At 64.1% G+C, this 19458-nt stretch carries 21 protein-coding genes; 18 read left to right on the top strand and 3 right to left on the bottom strand.

All coding sequences use genetic code 11. The annotated features are described in order from the left end of the window. Positions 1-21 precede the first annotated feature (21 nt). The 5 genes from FHW64_RS03945 to FHW64_RS03925 all read left to right on the top strand — a co-directional run bounded on the left by FHW64_RS03945 (position 22) and on the right by FHW64_RS03925 (position 5175). Complete coding sequence (locus FHW64_RS03945; protein ID WP_184523245.1) at positions 22-750, top strand: alpha/beta fold hydrolase; 729 nt, start codon at positions 22-24, stop codon at positions 748-750. A 48-nt stretch (positions 751-798) separates the two neighbouring features. Further along, the gene (locus FHW64_RS03940) at positions 799-2160 is read left to right on the top strand and encodes a cache domain-containing protein (RefSeq protein WP_184523243.1); all 1362 of its coding nucleotides are present in this window, start codon (positions 799-801) and stop codon (positions 2158-2160) included. Then, a complete protein-coding gene (locus FHW64_RS03935; protein WP_184523241.1) occupies positions 2157-2786 on the top strand; it encodes a response regulator transcription factor in 630 nt (209 codons plus the stop codon). The genes FHW64_RS03940 and FHW64_RS03935 overlap by 4 nt, the downstream gene beginning before the upstream one ends. Before the next feature lie 107 nt (positions 2787-2893). Further along, positions 2894-4963 (top strand): carbon starvation CstA family protein, encoded by a 2070-nt coding sequence (locus FHW64_RS03930; RefSeq protein WP_184523239.1) that lies wholly within the window; start codon positions 2894-2896, stop codon positions 4961-4963. Further along, positions 4960-5175 carry a YbdD/YjiX family protein gene (locus tag FHW64_RS03925; protein ID WP_184523237.1) on the top strand — a complete coding sequence of 72 codons (216 nt, stop codon included), beginning with the start codon at positions 4960-4962 and terminating at the stop codon, positions 5173-5175. Before FHW64_RS03930 ends, FHW64_RS03925 begins: the two co-directional genes overlap by 4 nt. Before the next feature lie 5 nt (positions 5176-5180). Here the strand turns inward: FHW64_RS03925 and FHW64_RS03920 are convergent, their stop codons facing one another. Next, positions 5181-6104: a folate-binding protein YgfZ gene (locus tag FHW64_RS03920; RefSeq protein WP_184523236.1), complete on the bottom strand. Its 924-nt coding sequence runs from the start codon at positions 6102-6104 to the stop codon at positions 5181-5183. A gap of 85 nt (positions 6105-6189) precedes the next feature. On the opposite strand from FHW64_RS03920, the gene mltG reads away from it, so the two are divergent. From mltG to FHW64_RS03880, 8 genes are all read left to right on the top strand, one after another. Beyond that, positions 6190-7212, top strand: a complete 1023-nt coding sequence (gene mltG, locus FHW64_RS03915) for an endolytic transglycosylase MltG (protein ID WP_184523234.1) — start codon at positions 6190-6192, stop codon at positions 7210-7212. Next, complete coding sequence (gene tmk, locus FHW64_RS03910) at positions 7209-7868, top strand: dTMP kinase (RefSeq protein ID WP_184523232.1); 660 nt, start codon at positions 7209-7211, stop codon at positions 7866-7868. The genes mltG and tmk overlap by 4 nt, the downstream gene beginning before the upstream one ends. Further along, complete coding sequence (locus FHW64_RS03905) at positions 7865-8884, top strand: DNA polymerase III subunit delta' (RefSeq protein ID WP_184523230.1); 1020 nt, start codon at positions 7865-7867, stop codon at positions 8882-8884. The genes tmk and FHW64_RS03905 overlap by 4 nt, the downstream gene beginning before the upstream one ends. Further along, on the top strand, positions 8881-9255 hold the full coding sequence (locus FHW64_RS03900) for a PilZ domain-containing protein (protein WP_184523228.1): 375 nt from the start codon (positions 8881-8883) through the stop codon (positions 9253-9255). The genes FHW64_RS03905 and FHW64_RS03900 overlap by 4 nt, the downstream gene beginning before the upstream one ends. 70 nt (positions 9256-9325) lie before the next feature. Beyond that, positions 9326-10132 carry a TatD family hydrolase gene (locus FHW64_RS03895; protein WP_184523226.1) on the top strand — a complete coding sequence of 269 codons (807 nt, stop codon included), beginning with the start codon at positions 9326-9328 and terminating at the stop codon, positions 10130-10132. Beyond that, a complete protein-coding gene (locus FHW64_RS03890) occupies positions 10129-10791 on the top strand; it encodes an ankyrin repeat domain-containing protein (RefSeq protein WP_184523224.1) in 663 nt (220 codons plus the stop codon). Before FHW64_RS03895 ends, FHW64_RS03890 begins: the two co-directional genes overlap by 4 nt. 598 nt (positions 10792-11389) lie before the next feature. Beyond that, positions 11390-12088 carry a YceH family protein gene (locus FHW64_RS03885; protein ID WP_184523222.1) on the top strand — a complete coding sequence of 233 codons (699 nt, stop codon included), beginning with the start codon at positions 11390-11392 and terminating at the stop codon, positions 12086-12088. A 407-nt stretch (positions 12089-12495) separates the two neighbouring features. Next, entirely contained in the window at positions 12496-13587 is a 1092-nt protein-coding gene (locus FHW64_RS03880; protein ID WP_184523220.1) for a site-specific integrase, read from the top strand. Here FHW64_RS03880 and FHW64_RS03875 read toward each other — a convergent pair. Further along, positions 13511-13960, bottom strand: coding sequence for a hypothetical protein (locus FHW64_RS03875; RefSeq protein ID WP_184523218.1), 450 nt, complete (start codon positions 13958-13960; stop codon positions 13511-13513). The genes FHW64_RS03880 and FHW64_RS03875 overlap by 77 nt on opposite strands. 543 nt (positions 13961-14503) lie before the next feature. On the opposite strand from FHW64_RS03875, the gene FHW64_RS03870 reads away from it, so the two are divergent. Both FHW64_RS03870 and FHW64_RS03865 read left to right on the top strand, forming a co-directional pair. After that, a complete protein-coding gene (locus FHW64_RS03870; RefSeq protein WP_184523216.1) occupies positions 14504-14740 on the top strand; it encodes a hypothetical protein in 237 nt (78 codons plus the stop codon). Next, positions 14737-14964 carry a hypothetical protein gene (locus tag FHW64_RS03865; RefSeq protein ID WP_221210164.1) on the top strand — a complete coding sequence of 76 codons (228 nt, stop codon included), beginning with the start codon at positions 14737-14739 and terminating at the stop codon, positions 14962-14964. The genes FHW64_RS03870 and FHW64_RS03865 overlap by 4 nt, the downstream gene beginning before the upstream one ends. 60 nt (positions 14965-15024) lie before the next feature. Here FHW64_RS03865 and FHW64_RS03860 read toward each other — a convergent pair whose 3' ends face one another. Then, positions 15025-15978, bottom strand: a complete 954-nt coding sequence (locus tag FHW64_RS03860; protein WP_184523214.1) for an enoyl-CoA hydratase/isomerase family protein — start codon at positions 15976-15978, stop codon at positions 15025-15027. Positions 15979-16409: 431 nt separating this feature from the next. Between FHW64_RS03860 and FHW64_RS03855 the strand changes: the two genes are divergently transcribed. The 3 genes from FHW64_RS03855 to FHW64_RS03845 all read left to right on the top strand — a co-directional run bounded on the left by FHW64_RS03855 (position 16410) and on the right by FHW64_RS03845 (position 19110). After that, positions 16410-17450 (top strand): alpha/beta fold hydrolase, encoded by a 1041-nt coding sequence (locus tag FHW64_RS03855; protein WP_184523211.1) that lies wholly within the window; start codon positions 16410-16412, stop codon positions 17448-17450. A 68-nt stretch (positions 17451-17518) separates the two neighbouring features. Continuing rightward, a complete protein-coding gene (gcvH, locus tag FHW64_RS03850) occupies positions 17519-17893 on the top strand; it encodes a glycine cleavage system protein GcvH (RefSeq protein WP_184523209.1) in 375 nt (124 codons plus the stop codon). 35 nt (positions 17894-17928) lie between these two features. Beyond that, a complete protein-coding gene (locus tag FHW64_RS03845; RefSeq protein ID WP_184523207.1) occupies positions 17929-19110 on the top strand; it encodes an MFS transporter in 1182 nt (393 codons plus the stop codon). Positions 19111-19458: the final 348 nt, after the last annotated feature.

Below are 19458 nucleotides of genomic sequence, written 5' to 3'. Positions count from 1 at the left end.
AATTTCTTCGGAGACACAGCGATGGCCAACTTTGTTCTCGTACACGGCGCGTGGCACGGTGGTTGGTGCTACCGGGAAACAGCGAATGCGCTCCGCGCTGCCGGACACACCGTGTTCACGCCCACGCACACGGGCGTCGGCGAGCGCTTTCATCACTCGGCGGAGAACGTCACGCTCGAAACCCACATCCGCGATGTCTGCGGTTGCATCGAGTGGGAAGAGTTGAACGACGTCGTTCTGGTGGGGCACTCGTACGGCGGGATGGTCATCACCGGCGTTGCGGACCGCATGAGTGAGCGTATCCGCGCGCTGGTCTACCTCGACGCGTTCGTGCCGGAGAACGGCGATTCGCTGATCCGCCTGCTCGACAAGGCACTCGTGCCCGAAGTGGCGGCGCAGTTCATCGGCGCCTTCCGAGGCACGGCATCCCAGGGCAACTGCGGGCTGATGCAGCCCATTCCGGCGGAGATGTTCAATATCGCGCAGGCCAATCGCGCGCGGGTGGACCGGCTGTGCCGGCCGCAGGCACTGGCGACTTTCGAGATGCCCCTCTTGCTCACCGGTGCCGGCGATTCGATCAAGAACCGCCTCTACATCCTGGCCGATGGCTGGGATCCGAGCCCGTTCCGCTACTTTGCCGCGAAGACCGAAACGGCACCCGGCTGGCGCACGATCAAGATGCCTTGCAGTCATGACGTGATGGTCGACATGCCGAAGGAACTGGCCGCCGAACTGCTCAAGCTGGCCTGAGCCTGCCTGTGGAGTGCACAGGGGCGGCGGTGGTAGCCTTGCCGCCCCATGAATCTCCGCACAAAGATCGTTGCGCTCGCCATCGTGCCGCTGCTCACGGCGCTGGTGTTGGTCGCCTTGGCGGTGCGGCACCAGGAGCGCGATCTGGCGCAGCGCGAGCGACTGCTGGCTGAGCAGACCTACATGGCGCAGCGACGCAGCGAACTGCGCAGTTATGTCGACCTTGCGGTAAGCGTCGTGCGCCCGCTCTACGACACCGGCAAGGATGACGAAGCGGTTCGTGCCGAGGCGCTCCGCTTGCTGGCTGCCCTGGACTACGGCGACGACGGCTACTTCTTCGTGTACGACCTCGACGGCAAGTCGCTGATGCATTCGCGTCAGCCCGAACTGGTCGGACAACGGCTCTGGGAACTGCGCGATTCGAAGGGCCGGCCCACCATCCAGCAGTTGATCGAACAGGCCCGCAACGGCGGCGGCTACGTCGAGTACGAATGGCGCAAGCCGTCCAACCAGCAGTTGGCACCCAAGCTGGGCTACGTGACGATGCTCCCGCGATGGAACTGGATGCTCGGCACCGGGCTGTACCTCGATGACATCGACACGGCGATGCACCGCCTCGATCAGCAGATGAATGCGAATCTCACCACCACGATGTTGTGGATCGTCGGCATCGCGGCGCTGGGGATCGCCGTCGTGAGTGCGACCGGGCTACTCCTGAACCTGAGCGAGCATCGCGTGGCTGAAACCAAGCTTCGTCAACTCGCGCGCCAGGTGGTGCGGTCGCAGGAGGACGAGCGCGCCCATCTCGCGCGTGAGCTGCACGACGGCACCAGCCAGACGCTGGTCTCCGCGAAGCTGATGATCGAATCGGCGGTGGATGCGCTGGAGCGCGGGCGGCACGCCGTGCCGGCATCGCTCGCGAAGGCCCTGCAGCGGCTCAACGAATCGCTCGCCGAGGTGCGCGGCATCTCGCACCGGCTGCGGCCGGCGCTGCTCGATACGCTGGGCCTGCCGGCTGCGCTCGAACGGTTGGGCGTTGAGTTCGGGGAGGAGGGGCCCATCGAGGCCACGGTGTCAATTCACGGCACGCCGCGCGAGTTGCCGCAAGAGGTAAAGACTGCGCTCTTCCGCGTCGCCCAGGAGGCCTTGACCAACGTGCACAAGCATTCGCATGCCGCGAAGGTCGACATCGCGCTGGCATTCGACACCCGTCACGTCCGGCTCGACATCACCGACGACGGACGAGGCTTTGACGAAGAGGCGGTGCAGGCCGACCCTCGCAGTGGCATCGGCTTGCGCAACATGCGCGAGCGCATCTCGGCGATCGGCGGGCACCTGGATGTGCATTCGGGCGACTCCGGCACTTCGATCCTTGCCGAAGTGGCGCTCGACAGTGCGGAGGCCGCATGAGGAACCAGGGCACGATCCGGCTGTTTCTGGTGGACGACCACCCGTTGGTGCGCGACGGGCTGCGTGCGCGCCTTTCGTCGCTTCCGGAAATCGACATCGTCGGCGAGGCGGACGGTGCCGCCGAGGCGCTCCCGCTGATCGAGGAACTGAAGCCCGACCTCGTGCTGGCCGACGTCGGCATGAAGGACATCAATGGCATCGAACTTGCTGCTCAACTTCAGCAGCGGCAGCCGGAAGTGCGCGTGGTCATGCTCAGCATGTACGACAACCCCGAATACGTGCAGCAGGCGCTTCAGGCCGGTGCGCGTGGCTACGTGCTCAAGGATGCGCCAGCAAGCGAGATCGTCGCAGCCATCGATGCGGTGACCGCGGGCGGGACCTTCCTCAGTCCGGCGGTGTCGAAGCGGTTGTTTCGCAACCAGACGCCGAGGCCGCTGCTGACGCCGCGCGAAAGCGAGATCCTCTCGGCGCTCGGTCGCGGCGCGTCGAGCAAGGAGATCGCGCTCGAACTCGGCTTGAGCGTGCGCACTGTCGAGGCGCACCGGCAGAGCATCAAGCGACGCCTCGGCATCGAAGGCCAAGCCGAGCTGATCAAGTACGCAGTGGAGCACGCCCGAAAGCTCTGAGGGTTATCCCTTAAGTGGTCATGCGCGGGAGACTTGCGCAGTGCAACCGATGCGCCCAAAGTAGTGACTCGCGACACTCGCGGGGAACAGCTTCAGGAGACATCCGTATGCATACCCTTCGCCGCCACCTGGTGTGGCTTGTCGTTGCCGTGATCGGCGCTTTCGCTCTAGGGACAGTGGCGCTGTCGCGAGGCGAATCCATCAATGCGCTATGGATCGTCGTCGCGGCCATCTGCACGTACCTCATCGCGTACCGCTACTACAGCCTCTTCATCGCGGACACGGTGCTCGGTCTCGACAGCAGTCGCATGACGCCGGCCCACCGTCACAACGACGGGCTGGACTACGTGCCGACCGACAAGAACGTGCTGTTCGGCCACCACTTCGCGGCGATTGCAGGTGCTGGCCCGCTGGTGGGGCCGGTGCTTGCGGCACAGATGGGCTATCTGCCCGGGCTGCTCTGGATCCTGGCCGGCGTGGTGTTCGCCGGTGCGGTGCAGGACTTCATCGTGCTCTTCATCTCGACGCGGCGTGATGGCCGTTCGCTCGGCGACCTGATCAAGCAGGAGATGGGTACGGTGCCCGGCATGATCGCGCTGTTCGGCACCTTCATGATCATGATCATCATCCTCGCGGTGCTGGCGCTGATCGTCGTGAAGGCCCTCGCTGAATCGCCGTGGGGCACCTTCACGGTGGCAGCGACGATTCCGGTCGCGATCTTCATGGGCGTCTACCTGCGCTTCATCCGCCCGGGGCGCATCGGCGAGATTTCCATCATCGGCTTCGCGCTCCTGATGCTCGCGATCTTTGGCGGCCAGGTGGTCAGCCAGAACCCAGAGTGGGCAGCGATGTTCACCTTCGACGGCAAGGCGCTCACCTGGATGCTGATTGCCTACGGCTTCATCGCCGCGAGCCTGCCGGTGTGGCTGCTGCTCGCACCGCGTGACTACCTTTCGACCTTCCTGAAGATCGGCACGATCATCGCGCTGGCGATTGGCATCGTCTTTGTTGCGCCGACTCTGCAGATGCCCGCGATGACGCAGTTCGCGCAGGGCAACGGCCCGGTGTGGTCGGGCAACCTGTTCCCGTTCCTCTTCATCACCATCGCCTGCGGCGCGGTGTCCGGCTTCCACGCGCTGATCTCGTCGGGCACCACCCCGAAGATGCTGGACAACGAACGTCACGCTCGCTTCATCGGCTACGGCGGCATGCTGGCCGAATCCTTCGTCGCAGTGATGGCGCTGGTCGCCGCTGCGTGCATCGAGCCCGGTGTTTACTTCGCGATGAACAGCCCGGCCGCGCTCGTCGGCACCACGCCCGAGGCGGTTGCACAAGCCATCTCCGGCTGGGGCTTTGCGCTCACGCCCGACATGCTTCTGGAAACCGCCAAGAACGTCGGCGAGACGACCATCCTCGGCCGTGCCGGCGGTGCGCCGACGCTGGCAGTGGGCATGGCTCACATCCTTCACCAGGTGGTCGGCGGGCAGGCCATGATGGCCTTCTGGTATCACTTCGCGATCCTCTTCGAGGCGCTCTTCATCCTGACGGCGGTGGACGCAGGTACCCGCGCCGGCCGCTTCATGCTGCAGGACCTTCTGGGCAGCTTCGTCCCCGCGCTGAAGCGTACCGACCTGATCGCGGCCAACCTGACGGCAACCTTCCTCTGCGTTGCGGCCTGGGGCTACTTCCTCTACCAGGGCGTGGTCGATCCGCTTGGCGGCATCAACACCTTGTGGCCGCTGTTCGGCATCTCCAACCAGATGCTCGCTGCCGTGGCGCTGATGCTGGGCGTGGTCGTGCTGTACCGCATGAAGCGCGAGCGTTACGCGTGGGTCGCGATTGCGCCCGCCGCATGGCTGCTGGTCTGCACGCTGACTGCCGGCTGGCAGAAGATCTTCTCGGCAGACCCGAAGGTGGGCTTCCTGTCGCACGCGGCCAAGTACGCAGAAGGTCTGGCGCAGGGCGTGCTGATTGCGCCGGCCAAGACGCCGGAAGCCATGTCGCGCATCGTCTTCAACGACCGCCTCGACGCGGCGCTGTGCGGGCTTTTCATCTTCGTGGTGCTCAGCGTGCTCGTGTACAGCGTGAAGAGCTGCATGGCCGCACGTTCGGCCCACCAGCCGACGGCACGCGAGACGCCCTTCGAGCCGATGCCGGTGTCGGCCGCAGCATCATGAGAACCGCGGGCGCCAGCCTCTCCGAATCCGGGCGCTACCTCGCGCGCTCGGTGGTGCAGTCGCTGCGCCTGATGGTCGGCATGCCCGACTACGACGCCTACCTGAGCCACATGGAGCGCACGCATCCTGATCGCGTGCCGATGACCTATGAGGCGTTTTTCAGGGAAAGGCTGGAGGCGCGCTACGGCAGCGGCAAAGGCCGCTGCTGCTGAGTTGTTCAGATGTCTTCGAGCAGGGGATAGGGCAGGGGCTCGATGGTGAGCGCCGGTCCGTCGGCCGCGCGGGCATGCAGGCCGCCCGCTTCGATCGCAGCGATCTGGATCGAAATGAGCCCGGCCCATCCGCCGCCAGGCGCCGGAGCAGCCTGGGCGACCAGACCGACCGGCTGCTCGGGGTCGCCGGCGGCGAACACCTCCTGTCCGGCGGCGATCTCATCGCTTGCCTGAACCAGATAGGTGCGGCGCTTCAGCGTGCCGCGGAACTGGCTTCGCGCCACCACTTCCTGGCCCGGGTAGCAGCCCTTCTTGAAGTTCACGCCGCCGACCGATTCGTAGTTGATCATCTGCGGCACGAAGGCTTCGATCACCGGCGAAGTCAGGGTCACGATGCCACTGCGTACCTCGCTCCACTGCCAAAGCGCCGGATCAAGGGCTGAGCCCTTCGGTGCGGTATTGCCGGCAGGCGCAATCCAGAGCGCGCGCGGAACACCGTCGGAAGGGTAGAGCGTCACGGCATGTGCTTCACCCACCGCGATGGAGCGACCGGGCAGCGAGGCCGGATCGACATCGTTGGCCGCCAGCGCGGTGCCGGCAAGGCCGTAGAGCGCGAATTCGTCGCTCGCATCGCTGAGCTTTGCCTTTGCGCGCAGCACATACATCGACAGCCGCTTGAGCGTCGCAGGCAGGATGTCCCGGCTGCAGATGAGCAGGATGCGGTCCGGCTGGGGCCGGATGCCGATGAAGCTCGCGATCGCCCGCCCCTTCGCTGTGCACAGGGCCGCGAGCCGGGCCTCGGCGGCATCGAGCAACGCGAAATCCTGGGTGAGCTGGCCGTGCAGGAAACTGGCGGCGTCAGGGCCTTCGGCCCGGATGGCACCAAGGTGGGAGAGGGCGGTCACGCCATTCAGAACGACTGAGGTCATCGCTGAATTATCATGGCCGCTCCCGATCCGTTCGATCGGCAGGGCTTCAGCCGCTTCACACTCTTTGCTCCCTTCGCCGGATTCCGTGCGCCGCTTCTTCCTCACGATCTTTCTGTTGGCCGCCCTGGGCGCTCTCGGCATCGGCGCTGCGGGTCTCTGGTGGGTCAACCAGCCCTTGCGCCTTCCGGCGCCCAGCGTCGACCTGTCGATCGAACCCGGCACCACGCCGCGGGGCATTGCCCAGGCCGTCGCAGACACCGGCGTCGAAGTGCCGCCGCAACTGCTCTATTGGTGGTTCCGCTTCTCGGGCCAGGACCGGCAGATGCGCGCCGGGAGCTACGAACTGGATCGCGGCATCACACCACGCACGCTGCTGAGCGTGCTGGTGCGCGGCGAAGAGGCGACGCGGAGCATCGTTCTCGTCGAGGGATGGAACATCCGCCAGGTGCGCGCCGCGCTTGCCAAGGCAGATCAGCTCAAGCCGGACACCGTCGGCCTCACCGATGAGGACCTGATGGCCAAGCTCGGCCGGCCGGGGCAACATCCCGAAGGGCGCTTCTTCCCGGACACGTACACCTATTCCAAGGGCTCGACCGATTTCGCGCTGCTGCAGCGCGCCATGCGGGCAATGGACAAGAAGCTCGATGCCGCATGGGCGGCCCGGGCGTCCGATATCCCGCTCAAGACACCCGACGACGCGCTGATTCTTGCCAGCATCGTCGAAAAGGAGACGGGAAAGGCCCAGGACCGCGCGGAGATTTCCGCCGTCTTCCACAACCGCCTGCGCATCGGCATGCCATTGCAGACCGACCCGACGGTCATCTACGGCATGGGCCAGCGCTTTGATGGGAACCTGCGCAAGAGAGACCTGCAGGCCGACACGCCCTGGAATACCTACACGCGCAACGGCCTGCCGCCCACACCGATCGCGATGCCCGGCAAGGCCGCACTGCTGGCCGCCGTGCAGCCGGCGCAGAGCAAGTCGCTCTATTTCGTTTCGCGCGGCGACGGCACGAGTCAATTCAGCAGCTCGCTCGACGAGCACAACCGGGCGGTGAACCGCTATCAGCGCGGCACCACCGATCCGAACCAGCGGAGCGGTCAATGAAGGGGCTTTTTCTCACGCTCGAAGGCATCGACGGGGCCGGCAAATCGAGCCACATCGACGCGCTCGAAGCGTTGTTCAAGGCGCAGGGCCGTCAGGTCACTCGCACGCGCGAACCCGGCGGTACACCGCTGGCCGAAACGTTGCGCGGGATGATCCTCGAGCAGCCGATGGATGCGCTGACCGAGTCGCTGCTGGTCTTTGCGGCGCGTCGCGATCATGTGGTGCGGGTCATCGAGCCTGCACTGGCGCGCGGCGACGTCGTGCTGTGCGACCGTTTTACCGATGCGACCTTTGCCTATCAGGGAGCAGGGCGCGGATTCGACCCGGCCGTGCTGTCGACGCTCGAAAAGTGGGTGCAGTCCGATACGGAGCACGCGACCAAGGGGCTCCTCCAGCCCGAAATCACGATCTGGTTCGATCTCGCGCCGGAGATTGCGGCCGAACGCCTCGCGGGCGCGCGCGTGCCGGACAAGTTCGAATCGCAACCGGTCGAGTTCTTCAAACGTGTCGCCGCGGGCTACGCTGCACGCGCGAAAGACGCTCCGCGCTTCGTGCGCATCGACGCCAGCCAGTCGCGCGAGGCGGTGTGGCAGCAGATCGAAGCGGCACTGGCCGAGCGCGGCCTTGTGGCGTCGCAAAGCGGGGGCGCGCCTTGAACGCGGACACGCTGTCGCCGTGGCTTCGCAAACCGCTGGCCGAACTGCTTCGGCAGCGCGGCCATGCATGGCTGCTGCAGGGACCTTCGGGTTTGGGCCAGTACGAACTGGGGCTTGCGCTGGCTGCCGCCTGGCTGTGCGAGCAGCCCGCGGAGGCCAAGAAGGAGGGCGCCTGCGGGCACTGCCCTAGCTGCCATGCCATCCAGGTCCGCACGCATGCGGACCTTTGTGTGCTGATGCCTGAGGTTGCGATGCAGGCGCTCGGCTGGCCGCTCGACGAAAAGTCGCAGGCGGATATCGACGATAAGAAGCGCAAGCCGAGCCGCGAAATTCGCGTCGAGGCCATGCGCGACGCCGTCGGATTTGCCCAGCGCACCAGCGCGCGAGGTTTCGGCAAGGTGGTGATGGTCTATCCGGCCGAGCGGATGAACACGATCACCGCCAACGCACTGCTCAAGACGCTGGAAGAGCCGGTCGGCGACGTCCGTTTCGTGCTCGCGAGCGAGGCTGCGTGGCAGCTTCTACCAACGATTCGCAGCCGCTGCCTCGGTTTCACGCTGCCTTGGCCGGAACCCGATGAAGCGCGCGAGTGGCTGGTCGGGCAGGGCGTTCCAGCCGCCGATGCAGCCGCCCTGCTGCGCGCTGCGGGCGGCCGTCCGAGCGACGCGCTGCGCCTCGTAGCCCAGGGCCAATCGCCCAAGGCCTGGGGCTTGCTCCCCAAGGCCATGGTGCGAGGCGACGTCAGTGCATTGGCCGATCACGCGCCTGCACAGGCCATCGACGCCCTCCAGAAGCTCTGCCACGATCTGATGGCTGCCGACAGTGGCGCCGCGCCGCGCTTCTTCGAAATCGGGGATCTGCCGCCGGTGCCACCCAGGGGCGCGTTGGCGCGATGGTCCCGATCGCTCGCCAACGCGGCAAAAACCGCAGAACATCCGTTCAATGCGGGCCTCATGCTCGAAGCGCTTGTGAGCGAAGCGCGAACCACCCTAAACTCCGCACGCCGCCGCCCATGAACACACCTGCAGCCTCCACCCCCTCAGCGCCCGTCCGGCCCAGCGTCATCCAGTTGGCCATCAAGGAAAAAGGGGCGCTCTATGCAGCCTACATCCCGTTGTTCGCTGAAGGCGGGATCTTCATTCCGACTTCCCGCGAGTACCGCCTCGGCGACGATGTCTACGTGCTCCTGACGTTGCCGGACGATCCGCAGCGCTATCCGATCGCAGGCAAGGTCGCCTGGATCACGCCGTCTCGCGCGGCCGGTAACAGGGCGCCGGGCGTCGGCATCCGCTTTCCGTCCGACGACAAGTCGCGCCAGCTCAAGGCGCGCATCGAGGAGGCGCTTGGCGGCACGATGGCTTCCGACCGGCCCACCCAGACCATCTGATCCGAATCCCCGTCCTTTCGGGGCGCGGACCGCAAGCGGCGCAACAGCGTCGCGCTCATTCCATTCCGCGATGTTTACCGACTCCCACTGCCACCTGACCTTTCCCGAGTTCGCGGACCAGATGCCGCAAGTTCGCGCCGCCATGGCTGCCGCGCAGGTCGACCGGGCGCTCTGTATTTGCACGACCCTCGAAGAATTCGACGATGTCCAGTCGCTCGCGGCTGGTTTTGACAACTTCTGGGCCTCCGTAGGCGTCCATCCGGACAGCGAAGACGTTCTGGAGCCCACACTGGAGGACCTCGTACGGCGAGCGGCCCTCCCGAAAGTCATCGCCATCGGCGAAACCGGTCTCGACTACTACCAGATGGAAGAGCGAAAGGGCGGACGCAGCGTCGCGGACCTCGAATGGCAGCGCGACCGCTTCCGCGTGCACATTCGAGCGGCACAGCAGACGCGCAAGCCTCTGGTGATCCACACGCGGGAAGCTTCGGCCGACACGTTGGCCATCCTGAAGGAAGAGGGCGAGGACGGCGGGCCGAAGGCGGCAGGCGGCGTCTTCCATTGCTTCACCGAGACCGCCGAAGTGGCCCGGGCAGCGCTCGACCTCGGCTTCTACATTTCGTTCTCGGGCATCCTGACCTTCAAGAAGGCGCAGGACCTGCGGGATGTGGCGTCGTTCGTGCCCCTGGACCGGATGCTGATTGAGACCGACAGCCCCTATCTCGCCCCGGTGCCGTATCGCGGGAAGACGAACAACCCGTCGTACGTTCCTTTCGTGGCGCAGCAGATCGCGCAACTTCGGAACCTACCCGTCGAAGTGATCGGCAAGGCCACCAGCGACAACTTCGACCGCCTATTCACGGCGGCCAAATCATGAAAAATCACTTCAAGAACCTCTTATATCTCTTTGTTTTTGCAGTAACTTTCTCTGCACACGCGGATTCGTTCGATGATTTCTTCCGCGCCGTCCGTGCGGACAACGCCAGCGGTGTGAAGAGTCTCCTGAACCGCGGATTCGACCCGAATACGCGGGATGCGCAAGGCCAGACCGGCCTGCTGATTGCGCTGCGCGAGCCTTCACCCAAGGTGATCCAGGTCCTGATCGATTGGCCCAAGACCGACGTCGAGGCGCGCAACTCGAAGGACGAAAGCCCGCTGATGCTGGCCGCGATCAAGGGTCAGCAGGACATCGTGACCAAGCTGATCGACCGAGACGCCGATATCAACAAGCCCGGCTGGACGCCGCTGCATTACGCGGCAACCAATGGGCATGTGGCGATCATGAAGCAGCTTCTCGACAAGGATGCGTTCATCGACGCGCAATCGCCCAACGGCACCACGCCGCTGATGATGGCGGCGATGTACGGCTCGGCGGCTGCGGTGAAGCTGCTGCTCGACGAAGGCGCGGACCCGCTGATGAAGAACCAACTCGGAATGACCGCGGCTGATTTCGCGCAGAAGGCCAATCGAACGGACGCGCTCCAGATGATCAGCGAGGCGATGCGGCCCAAGAGGCCTGCGGACGGCAAGTGGTGAACGGGTCTTTCCACCTGAGCCCGTGTCTGGCTCGAATCAATACAATGTATATTATGTAAAATCAAATGTGCGGAGATTGACTGGGCATGCGGCCTTCTTCTTTGCACTACTTTCATCGGTTCTGGAGTCAGCAGACAACAACCTCCCAACCTTTTTCGATTTTCGCGACTGAACTTGCAACTCGCCTACAAAGTAGAAGATTCGCAGGTTTTGCGGCACACCCTTGAACGCTATCCGGACCGAGTGACCGGGCAAGCCACCTAAAGGTCGCAAGTTTAGGTGCGGGTTGCGCAGAAGATAAGCAAGTTGGCTTGAGGTAGTCCAAACGGACAACTTCCAAATCTTCGCCCGTCTGATGATTCGCAAGTTGAACGACGATGCAAATCTACGTTCGGTCGCCCTGGCGTCGCCGCAGGGCCGGGAATGAAGATGCGAATCCGCTGTCCGGTAGGCGAATCGCAAGTTGAGCGGGCCCTTTTTTGGTGCACCATGGGAGCGGTTCCTGAGATCAGAGATCTCCACGTCGCCAACATGCCCGCGCGACTCCCTCGAACTCGGAGGCCGGGCGATCGCTCGGGGCATTTCGTCTCACGTCACTATGTCCACTATCCGTTCTCTCTCCCTCCTCGAAACACGCGTTCTTGCGGTCTTGTCCGAAAAGCATCGAACGGTGCCAGACAGCTATCCCCTCACCCTCAATTCTCTAGTCGCGGGCTGCAACCAAAAAACAAGCCGCAATCCGATCCTGGAGATCTCAGAAGCGGATGCTCAGGAGGCGCTCGATAGCCTCAAAGGCTTGAGCCTCGTCACCGAGTCGAGTGGCGGCCGCGCATTCCGCTATTCCCACAACATCGACGGCGTCCTGAAGATCCCATCTCAGTCAATCGCCTTGCTTACGGTGCTGATGCTCAGGGGGCCACAAACCGCGGGTGAACTCCGCATCGCCTCGGATCGCATGCACAATTTTGCGGACATTTCCTCCGTCGAGGCCTTCCTTGAAGAACTCGCCGAAAGGCCCTCAGGCGGCCTGGTAGTGAAACTGCCGCGATTGCCCGGAGCACGGGAAAATCGATGGGCTCACTTGCTCAGCGGTCCTCCAGCGAAGGATCTACTTGCTGCGCCTATTTCGTCTGGCAGTCATGGTGACAGTGATGCAGATTCCTTGGGCGAGTTGTCGGACTTGAAGGCCAAATTGGCTCAGCTGGAGGGCGAACTAGCAAGCATGAAGACGCTCGTCGCACGGATCTGCACGGAGCTCGGTATCAGCGAGATCGGCGTCGATGTGAATCGGGATTGAAATTGAGGTCAAAGCGCCGCCGGCAAGAGACACGTCAACTTGAACATCGGCGCGCCCTGAGCGGCAACGGCCCGAGCCGAAGGAGTGTCCCTGCCATGAGCGACCAAGCCCGCCACCCTCCCATCTAAGACTCTTCGGCAATCGGCAGGCGCGCGTGGCGGACCGGCTCGGCGGGATCGTTTGACTAGAAGTTGTCAGAGATCAGGACGTGTCCTGCCTCGGTAACGGCTCGGACACGCGGCAGCCGATTCACCCATGCTGCTTCCTGTCCGGTGCTTTCGCGCCTTGCGTGACGGGACCCCTTCCACTTCTACTGAATTGGGTCGAATTATTAGGTACGATAATTGAATGTTATCGTTTATAACGTGTTATTTTTCGTTTCCCGACAACGACTTGTGAGAGACAACATGGCCTCTGAGGAAGTTGAGCCCGTCGTCCTGGCACCCGCGCCCCGGCGCGAGCCGCTGCTGGATCCGGGCGCACTCTCGCGCCTGGCGCAAGAGGCCGCCGACGAACTGCTGCATGAAGGCGAATCGGCCAACACCCTGCGCTCGTACCAGTCGGCGCTGCGCTACTGGTCGGCCTGGTATGCGGCGCGCTACGGTCAGAGTCTGCGCCTTCCCGTGGCCACGCCCGTGATCGTGCAGTTCATCGTGGACCACGCCGAGCGCACGACACGGGAGGGTCTGGCGTTCCAGCTGCCGCCGGCGGTGGACGCCGCGCTGGTGGCCGGCGGCTACAAGGCCAAGCTCGGCGCACCCAGCCTCAATACGCTCGTGCACCGGCTGTCGGTTCTGTCCAAAGCGCATCAGATCGCCGGTCAACCCAACCCGTGCGCCGACGCGCTCGTGCGGGAACTCGTGACCAAGACGCGGCGGGCCTACGCCAAGCGCGGGGCCCTCCCCCACAAGCAGCAGGCCCTCACGAAGGAGCCGCTGCAGGCGGTCCTGGACACCTGCGACGAAAGTCTGCGTGGCCAGCGCGATCGCGCCCTGCTGCTGTTTGCCTGGTCCACGGGCGGGCGGCGCCGCTCGGAAGTGGCCAGCGCCCAGATCGAGAACCTGCGCCGTGTGAACGAGGGTTACCTCTACACGATGCGCCATTCGAAGACCAATCAGACGGGTGCGGCACGTCCCGAGGACGTCAAGCCGCTGCTCGGATCGGCCGGGCAAGCGATGCAGGCGTGGCTCGCGGCGAGCCAGGTTCGCAGCGGCGCCCTCTTCCGCCGGATCCGCAAAGGCGATCGCGTCGCTGAACCCCTGAGTGCCTCGGCCGTGCGCAGGATCGTCATCGAGCGATGCGCACTCGCGGGCGTCGAGGGCGACTTCTCCGCGCACTCCCTGCGCTCGGGTTTCGTGACCGAGGCGGGCCGACGCAACATGCCTCTGCCCGACACCATGGCGCTGACCGGACATCGCAGCGTCACGACCGTCCTGGGCTATTTCCGCGCAGAGAGTTCGCTGGCGTCGCCCCTGGCACGTCTGGTGGACGACGAGTGACAGCAGTGCACGCTGCCGCATTCAGGCGAAGGCTCGCCATGGCGAGCTCTGGGCGTTGCTGACAGGCAATCTCGATCAGCCAGTCCACCCATTCGCCGCCATGGAACGAGATCAACTGGACGGGCGCGAACTCCACGGAAAACACCTTCCCTCCCTGCGCCGGATACAGGTCAAGGACCGACTTGAGCGACGTGAAATCGGGGTGTGGCAGGACGTTCACGGTGAGGTACATGTGAAAGCCCCCCACCTCGTGAGTCCAATGACTGGGGAACACCGCGCTGGCCAAGTGGTGGGTCCCGTGCTCTCGGATCAGCGGGACCAATGTCTCGATGGCCAGTGCCGCAATCGCCTGCCTGTTGTAGCGGAACTTCATGGAGTGCCTCCGAAGTAGCGAGAGGGGCACTCTGTCACGAAACTTTTTGTCAGGGGGACAATAAGTAGGGCTTGATCTCAGGCCGCGCGAGATGACGCGCGGACGCTGTGTTTCGCTCGGCCGCGCTGCAGGCTTGGAGTGCGATGGGGCGCGGCCTGTCGCATCGACTCGCTGTCCTGGGTCGGTCGCGGCCGAGACCCCGCTGCCGGTCCCGTCACCGAGAGATCGCGCCCTTGCCGTCCTGCGGTCGGGCGCCCGTGACTGCGAACACAGTCTCGAACGTGTGCGAAGAGACGCGATGAGCTCCAGCGGGCGACGACCGAGCCCCCCGGGGGCAAGGAGGCCGCACCGCGGCACGAACGGCGAATCACCCATCGCCGCCTGCGCGGTCGTGTCACGCCGCCTATCGGAACGCACGCACGCAGGACCAGCCACAGCTGCGAGGACTTTCGGGTCGTACAGCTAACGCCCCCCGGCTCACCTTGCTCAGTGATTTTCGGCAAGAACGTGACTGCAGCGCCTGCCGGCACGGTGAAGGACCTCATGCTGATCGTCCACGACATCGAGTTGGCACGCGAGCAGTTCGTTCGCCGTGGGGTGGAGATCAGTCCCATCTTTCACGATGAGGCGGGCATCTTCCACCGCGCCGGCACTCAGGGACGCGTGCCAGGGCTGGACCCTCAGCGCCGCTCCTATTGCAGCTGGGCCTCCTTCAATGATCCGGATGGCAATGGCTGGTTGCTTCAAGAGATCACGACCCGGTTGCCGGGACGCGTATGACACAGGCAAGGGAACTGCACCGGCCCATCGTCACCATGGGCATACCTTCCCTGACCGAGTTGCTCCGCGAAGCGGAGGAACACCACGGCCAATATGAGGCAACCGCCCCCAAGCATCACTGGTCCGACTGGTACGCGGCCTACATGATTTCCCGCAAGCGTGGAATGTCCATCGACGAGGCCGAGCACGCAGCCGAGCTTCACATGCGTGAATTGCTGGGCTGAGTGCGAAGGTCATTCTGTCCAGCCACAAGCCCGGCGATCCCGGGCACTCACGCAGCAGCGCTACTTCGACGCCTCGCCCAACCTGCCTGTGTAGTCCGGCAAACGCCGTTCCACGTCGGGGTTGGTCTGCAGACCGAGTTGCATCAGCTGCCCAATCCTGCGCTGGGCGGCGGGACGCTTCACAGAGTTGAGAAAGGCTTCCCACTCGGCGGCGATCTGTTCGTTCGGCGGGAGGCTGTTGAGATTGACCAGAGCCTTGATCTCCGAGATGGACTGCTTGTCAAACCCGGCGATGCGGCGGGCCAGACCGTCTACGAATCCGTCCAGCTCGGCGTCCGGCAAGGCACGGTTGACGTAGCCGTAGCGCTCAGCGAGTTCGCCATCGACGTCGTTGCCAGTGAACAAGACCTCCAGTGCCCGCCCGCGTCCGACCAGGCGCGGCAGACGGGCCATGGGCCCGCCGCCGGGGACAAAGCCGGCACCAATTTCAAACTGGGACAGCACTGCCTTCTCCCTGCTGCCAAAGCGCATGTCACTGGCCAGTGCGAGTTCGCTTCCGACGCCACTGGCCCGCCCTCGGATGGAAGCAATGGAGACCACCGGCGCCTTGCTGATCCGCACCAGCATGTCCGGCAACTGAGGCAGCCCGGTCGGACCCGGAGGAAGACTGGTTGTGTCGGTGAGCGGCGGCACGAAATCGTAGTGGGTCAAGAAGAACCCGGGGACATCGCTGTCGAACACCACGACCTTCAGTTGCGGATCGGATTCGATTGCAGTAACGACGCTGTTCAGTTGCGGTGTTGTGTTCGGGCCGTAGATGTTGAAAGGTGGGTTGTGGAAAGTCACTCGCCAATACTCGGGCGTGATGCGCGTGATGCGCACCTGGTCCTTGGCCTCGGTCGCCGATCGAGGTTTCGACGGCGCGGATCCTTTGGACGCGTCCTGAGCCAACGTGGGCCCGGCAATCGAGAGGCTTGCGGCGACAAGTACGCCAGCGAGAAGATGCAGCTTCATTGGAAGACTCCAAACCGATGGTTTCTGGGATGTGCACGGCGCTACTTGCGCCCGTCGCGAGTCATTGACTTGCACGACTGCACAAGACTAGAAGTCGACACCGCAACGCCCATCCAACCGATTCCTCAGAGAGAGCCCCGAAAGAGGTCCGGTACAGAGTTCATCCTTCGGTCGCAGTCGCAGTTCCGCTACGTTGGAGCCGATCGCTTCGGATACGGTTCGTGGCGAACTTCGGTTCCGAACACCAAGAGCCTCTCGCGGGATGAGGCAGTCAACACCATTGTCCAATCGACAACCCACAGGTTGTTTGATGTCATGCACCCCACGGGGACGGCGTATCGCCAGCGCATCTCGCGCGCTCGACAGATCTCGCTGCACCCCGAAGCAGCGCTTCACCCAAAGCGCCCCTTCGAGATCATTAGGAGCGTTCAATGTCAAATCTGCCCAGCCTCCCTCGACGGTCCTTCATGAGGACCGCTGCCTTAGGTGTGGCGACCGCCCCATGGCTTCCGGGCCTGCAGGCGTCTGCACAAGTCCCCGGTACCCCCGCATCGGGCCGCGCGACGCTCCAAAGTCCAATGACCTCGATCAAGAGCATCAATGCCGGTGTGCTCAGCATCGGATACTTCGAGGCCGGTCCGGCCAATGGCAGTCCAGTGATCCTGCTCCATGGATGGCCCTACGACATCCACACCTACGTCGAAGTTGCCCCGATGCTAGCTGCTGCCGGCAATCGCGTGATCGTTCCGCACCTGCGCGGGTACGGCAGCACCCGATTCCTTTCGAAAGACACCGTCCGCAATGGACAGCAGGCAGCAATCGCCGTGGACATGATCGCGCTGATGGACGCGCTGAAAATCGAGAAGGCCGTTGTTGCGGGATGCGACTGGGGCGCTCGGACGGCTTGCATCATGGCGGCGCTGTGGCCCGCGCGCGTGAGCGCCCTGGTGTCGGTAAGTGGCTACCTGATCGGCAGCCAGGAGGCGGGCAGGATGCCGCTGCCGCCGCAAGCTGAACTGCAGTGGTGGTATCAGTTCTACTTCGCTACGGACCGTGGCCGTGCCGGCTACGAGCAGAACCGAACGGACTTCGCGCGGCTGATTTGGCAACTTGCCTCGCCCAAATGGAGCTTCGATGCCTCGACTTTTGATCGAAGCGCACGTGCCTTCGACAATCCTGATCACGTGAGCATCGTGATCCACAACTATCGCTGGAGGCTCGGCCTGGCTGATGGCGAGACGAAGTACGCCGATCTGGAGGCCCGCTTGGCCAAGGCACCGGTCATCGAGGTTCCGACGATTACGCTCGAGGGCGATGCCAACGGCGCGCCCCATCCCGAGCCCAGCAGCTATGCCAGGAAGTTCTCGGGACCTTACGCGCATCGCCTGGTCGCAGGTGGCATCGGTCACAACCTGCCTCAGGAAGCACCCGATGCTTTCGCCGCCGCTGTCAGGGACGTGACGCGCCTCTAGGCGAACCGTCCGGTCAAGCCCGGCGTCCCAGGACGCCCTTCCAACCTTTGCCGTTCGAGGATTCCCCCATGACGCTCAAATACACCAGGGACCATCAATGGGTCCGCCAGGACGGAGAAGACCTTGCCACCGTCGGGATCACGGAGCATGGGCAGGACGTGCTCGGCGAAATCGTCTCCGTGGAACTTCCTCCGGTGGGCAAGCACCTGGATCAGGGCGAGATCGCTGGTTCCGTCGAGTCGATCAAGGCCGCGGTCGATGTCTCTATGCCCATAGCGGGGGTGATCGTCGAAGTCAACGAAGCCTTGCTCGCCAAATCCGAACTCGCAAATCGTGCGCCGATGGAGGCTGGCTGGCTCTTCAGGCTGCGCATCTCCGATCCGCGCCAACTTGCGGCGCTGCTCGACGAGCCGGCGTATCGGCAGTTCTCCGCCGAGAACTGACCCCGAGTTCGAGCCGGCAAATCACGGGGCATTCCATGATCCCCAACCACCTCCTGTACCTGATGGCGCTGACCTGTGCGCTGGCAGTCTCGACCATCTACTACCACCAGCCGCTGCTCGCACAAATGGCGGCATCGTTCGGGGTGCTGCCTGCGCATGGCAGTGTCATTGCAACGCTGACCCAACTGGGATACGCGGCGGGACTGCTTCTGCTGGTGCCGCTCGGCGACCGATTTCAGGCACGCCATCTGACGTCGCTGGCAATCGGCACCAACGCCCTCGCCTTGCTCGCGTGCGCTGTCGCACCCACCTTTCCCATCCTGCTTGCGAGCAGCTTCGCCGTCGGCATGACGGCGATCACAGCGCAGATCATCATTCCGGCCGTCACCGGGCTGGTTCCACCCGACATGCGGGGACGGGTGGCAGGCTGGCTGCTTGGAGGGTTGTCCTCGGGACTGCTTCTTGCACGCACGCTGAGCGGCTTTGTGGGGTCCCATCTGAGCTGGCGCGACGTATTCGTGCTGGCGGCGCTCCTCGATCTTGCGCTACTGGCCATTGTCCTTCTCAGCCTTCCTCGGTCCACTGGCCTAGTTGCCATCCGCTACGGCGACCTCATGCGCTCCCTCGCCACCCTGGCCAGGGAGCAACATTTGCTGCGCGTCTCAGCTGTCACCGGCTTCCTGATGTTCGCTGCCTTCAGCGCACTCTGGTCATCGCTTGCCCTCCTCCTCGCCGCGCCGCCCTACGAGTACGGGCCTGCCGCCATCGGTGCATTCGGGCTCGTCGCCGTTGCCGGCATCGCCTCGTCCCCTCGAATCGGAGCAACCGTCGATCGACTGGGAGCCAGCCGCATGGTGTTCGTGGGCGCAATCCTTGTTGCGTTGGCCTTTCTGCTCGTCTCTTTGAGCGGACGCAGCCTGGGGTGGCTGATCGCCGGCATGGTGGTTCTCGACCTTGGGAATCGCGTGGGCCTGGTGGCCAACCAGGCGAGGATCTACACGCTGCGATCCAAGGCACGCAGCCGCTTGAACACCGTCTTCATCGTGTCCTTTTTCCTAGGTGGGGCGGTCGGCTCCGCTATGGGCGGATACGCTGCTCACCATGGCGGATGGCTGGGTCTCGCTGCGGTTGGAGTAACGCTCGGTCTGGCAGCAGTAGTGGCCAACATCTTCGCGTTTCGAGAAGAGCACTCCCCTGGCGCTCGGGAAGGCGCGTGACCAGCGCGCGCAAGCATAGGCGGTTGGTATCGGCCTTGGCAGTTTTGGGCAAAGACTCTGGCTTCCCTGGACTCGGCGTCACTAGAATTTCCGGCCTAGTACGACCGTCACTTCCAGGGCGCTTCTGTGCGATCAAGCTTCTTCCGACCTCTGGTGCTCGCATTCACGGCAACGTTGGCCGCGATGGCAGTGTCACCGGCACGGGCTCTCGATCCAGCTCTCGATGCAGCTCAGCACGGGCATCGGAGTTGGCGCGACGTTGAAGGATTCGGTCTGGGCACCATCAGCGCTATGGCCCAGACGCCCGATGGCTACATGTGGCTTGCAACGCCGAAGGGCCTGCTGAGA

It is taken from the genome of Variovorax sp. Sphag1AA, assembly GCF_014192575.1.
GTDB lineage: Bacteria > Pseudomonadota > Gammaproteobacteria > Burkholderiales > Burkholderiaceae_C > Variovorax.
Note: the sequence above shows the minus strand (reverse complement) of the source record. Positions and strands in the feature narration are given on the sequence as shown.

What these genes read in the sequence shown, in the direction of transcription:
- FHW64_RS03865 (WP_221210164.1), top strand. Translation starts at nt 14,737, where the DNA reads ATGACACAGGCAAGGGAACTGCACCGGCCCATCGTCACCATGGGCATA.
- FHW64_RS03855 (WP_184523211.1), top strand. Translation starts at nt 16,410, where the DNA reads ATGTCAAATCTGCCCAGCCTCCCTCGACGGTCCTTCATGAGGACCGCT.
- FHW64_RS03845 (WP_184523207.1), top strand. Translation starts at nt 17,929, where the DNA reads ATGATCCCCAACCACCTCCTGTACCTGATGGCGCTGACCTGTGCGCTG.
- FHW64_RS03945 (WP_184523245.1), top strand. Translation starts at nt 22, where the DNA reads ATGGCCAACTTTGTTCTCGTACACGGCGCGTGGCACGGTGGTTGGTGC.
- FHW64_RS03920 (WP_184523236.1), bottom strand. Translation starts at nt 6,104, where the DNA reads ATGACCTCAGTCGTTCTGAATGGCGTGACCGCCCTCTCCCACCTTGGT.
- tmk (WP_184523232.1), top strand. Translation starts at nt 7,209, where the DNA reads ATGAAGGGGCTTTTTCTCACGCTCGAAGGCATCGACGGGGCCGGCAAA.
- FHW64_RS03900 (WP_184523228.1), top strand. Translation starts at nt 8,881, where the DNA reads ATGAACACACCTGCAGCCTCCACCCCCTCAGCGCCCGTCCGGCCCAGC.
- FHW64_RS03935 (WP_184523241.1), top strand. Translation starts at nt 2,157, where the DNA reads ATGAGGAACCAGGGCACGATCCGGCTGTTTCTGGTGGACGACCACCCG.
- gcvH (WP_184523209.1), top strand. Translation starts at nt 17,519, where the DNA reads ATGACGCTCAAATACACCAGGGACCATCAATGGGTCCGCCAGGACGGA.
- FHW64_RS03925 (WP_184523237.1), top strand. Translation starts at nt 4,960, where the DNA reads ATGAGAACCGCGGGCGCCAGCCTCTCCGAATCCGGGCGCTACCTCGCG.
- FHW64_RS03860 (WP_184523214.1), bottom strand. Translation starts at nt 15,978, where the DNA reads ATGAAGCTGCATCTTCTCGCTGGCGTACTTGTCGCCGCAAGCCTCTCG.
- FHW64_RS03870 (WP_184523216.1), top strand. Translation starts at nt 14,504, where the DNA reads ATGCTGATCGTCCACGACATCGAGTTGGCACGCGAGCAGTTCGTTCGC.
- FHW64_RS03875 (WP_184523218.1), bottom strand. Translation starts at nt 13,960, where the DNA reads ATGAAGTTCCGCTACAACAGGCAGGCGATTGCGGCACTGGCCATCGAG.
- FHW64_RS03885 (WP_184523222.1), top strand. Translation starts at nt 11,390, where the DNA reads ATGTCCACTATCCGTTCTCTCTCCCTCCTCGAAACACGCGTTCTTGCG.
- FHW64_RS03930 (WP_184523239.1), top strand. Translation starts at nt 2,894, where the DNA reads ATGCATACCCTTCGCCGCCACCTGGTGTGGCTTGTCGTTGCCGTGATC.
- FHW64_RS03895 (WP_184523226.1), top strand. Translation starts at nt 9,326, where the DNA reads ATGTTTACCGACTCCCACTGCCACCTGACCTTTCCCGAGTTCGCGGAC.
- FHW64_RS03940 (WP_184523243.1), top strand. Translation starts at nt 799, where the DNA reads ATGAATCTCCGCACAAAGATCGTTGCGCTCGCCATCGTGCCGCTGCTC.
- FHW64_RS03890 (WP_184523224.1), top strand. Translation starts at nt 10,129, where the DNA reads ATGAAAAATCACTTCAAGAACCTCTTATATCTCTTTGTTTTTGCAGTA.
- FHW64_RS03880 (WP_184523220.1), top strand. Translation starts at nt 12,496, where the DNA reads ATGGCCTCTGAGGAAGTTGAGCCCGTCGTCCTGGCACCCGCGCCCCGG.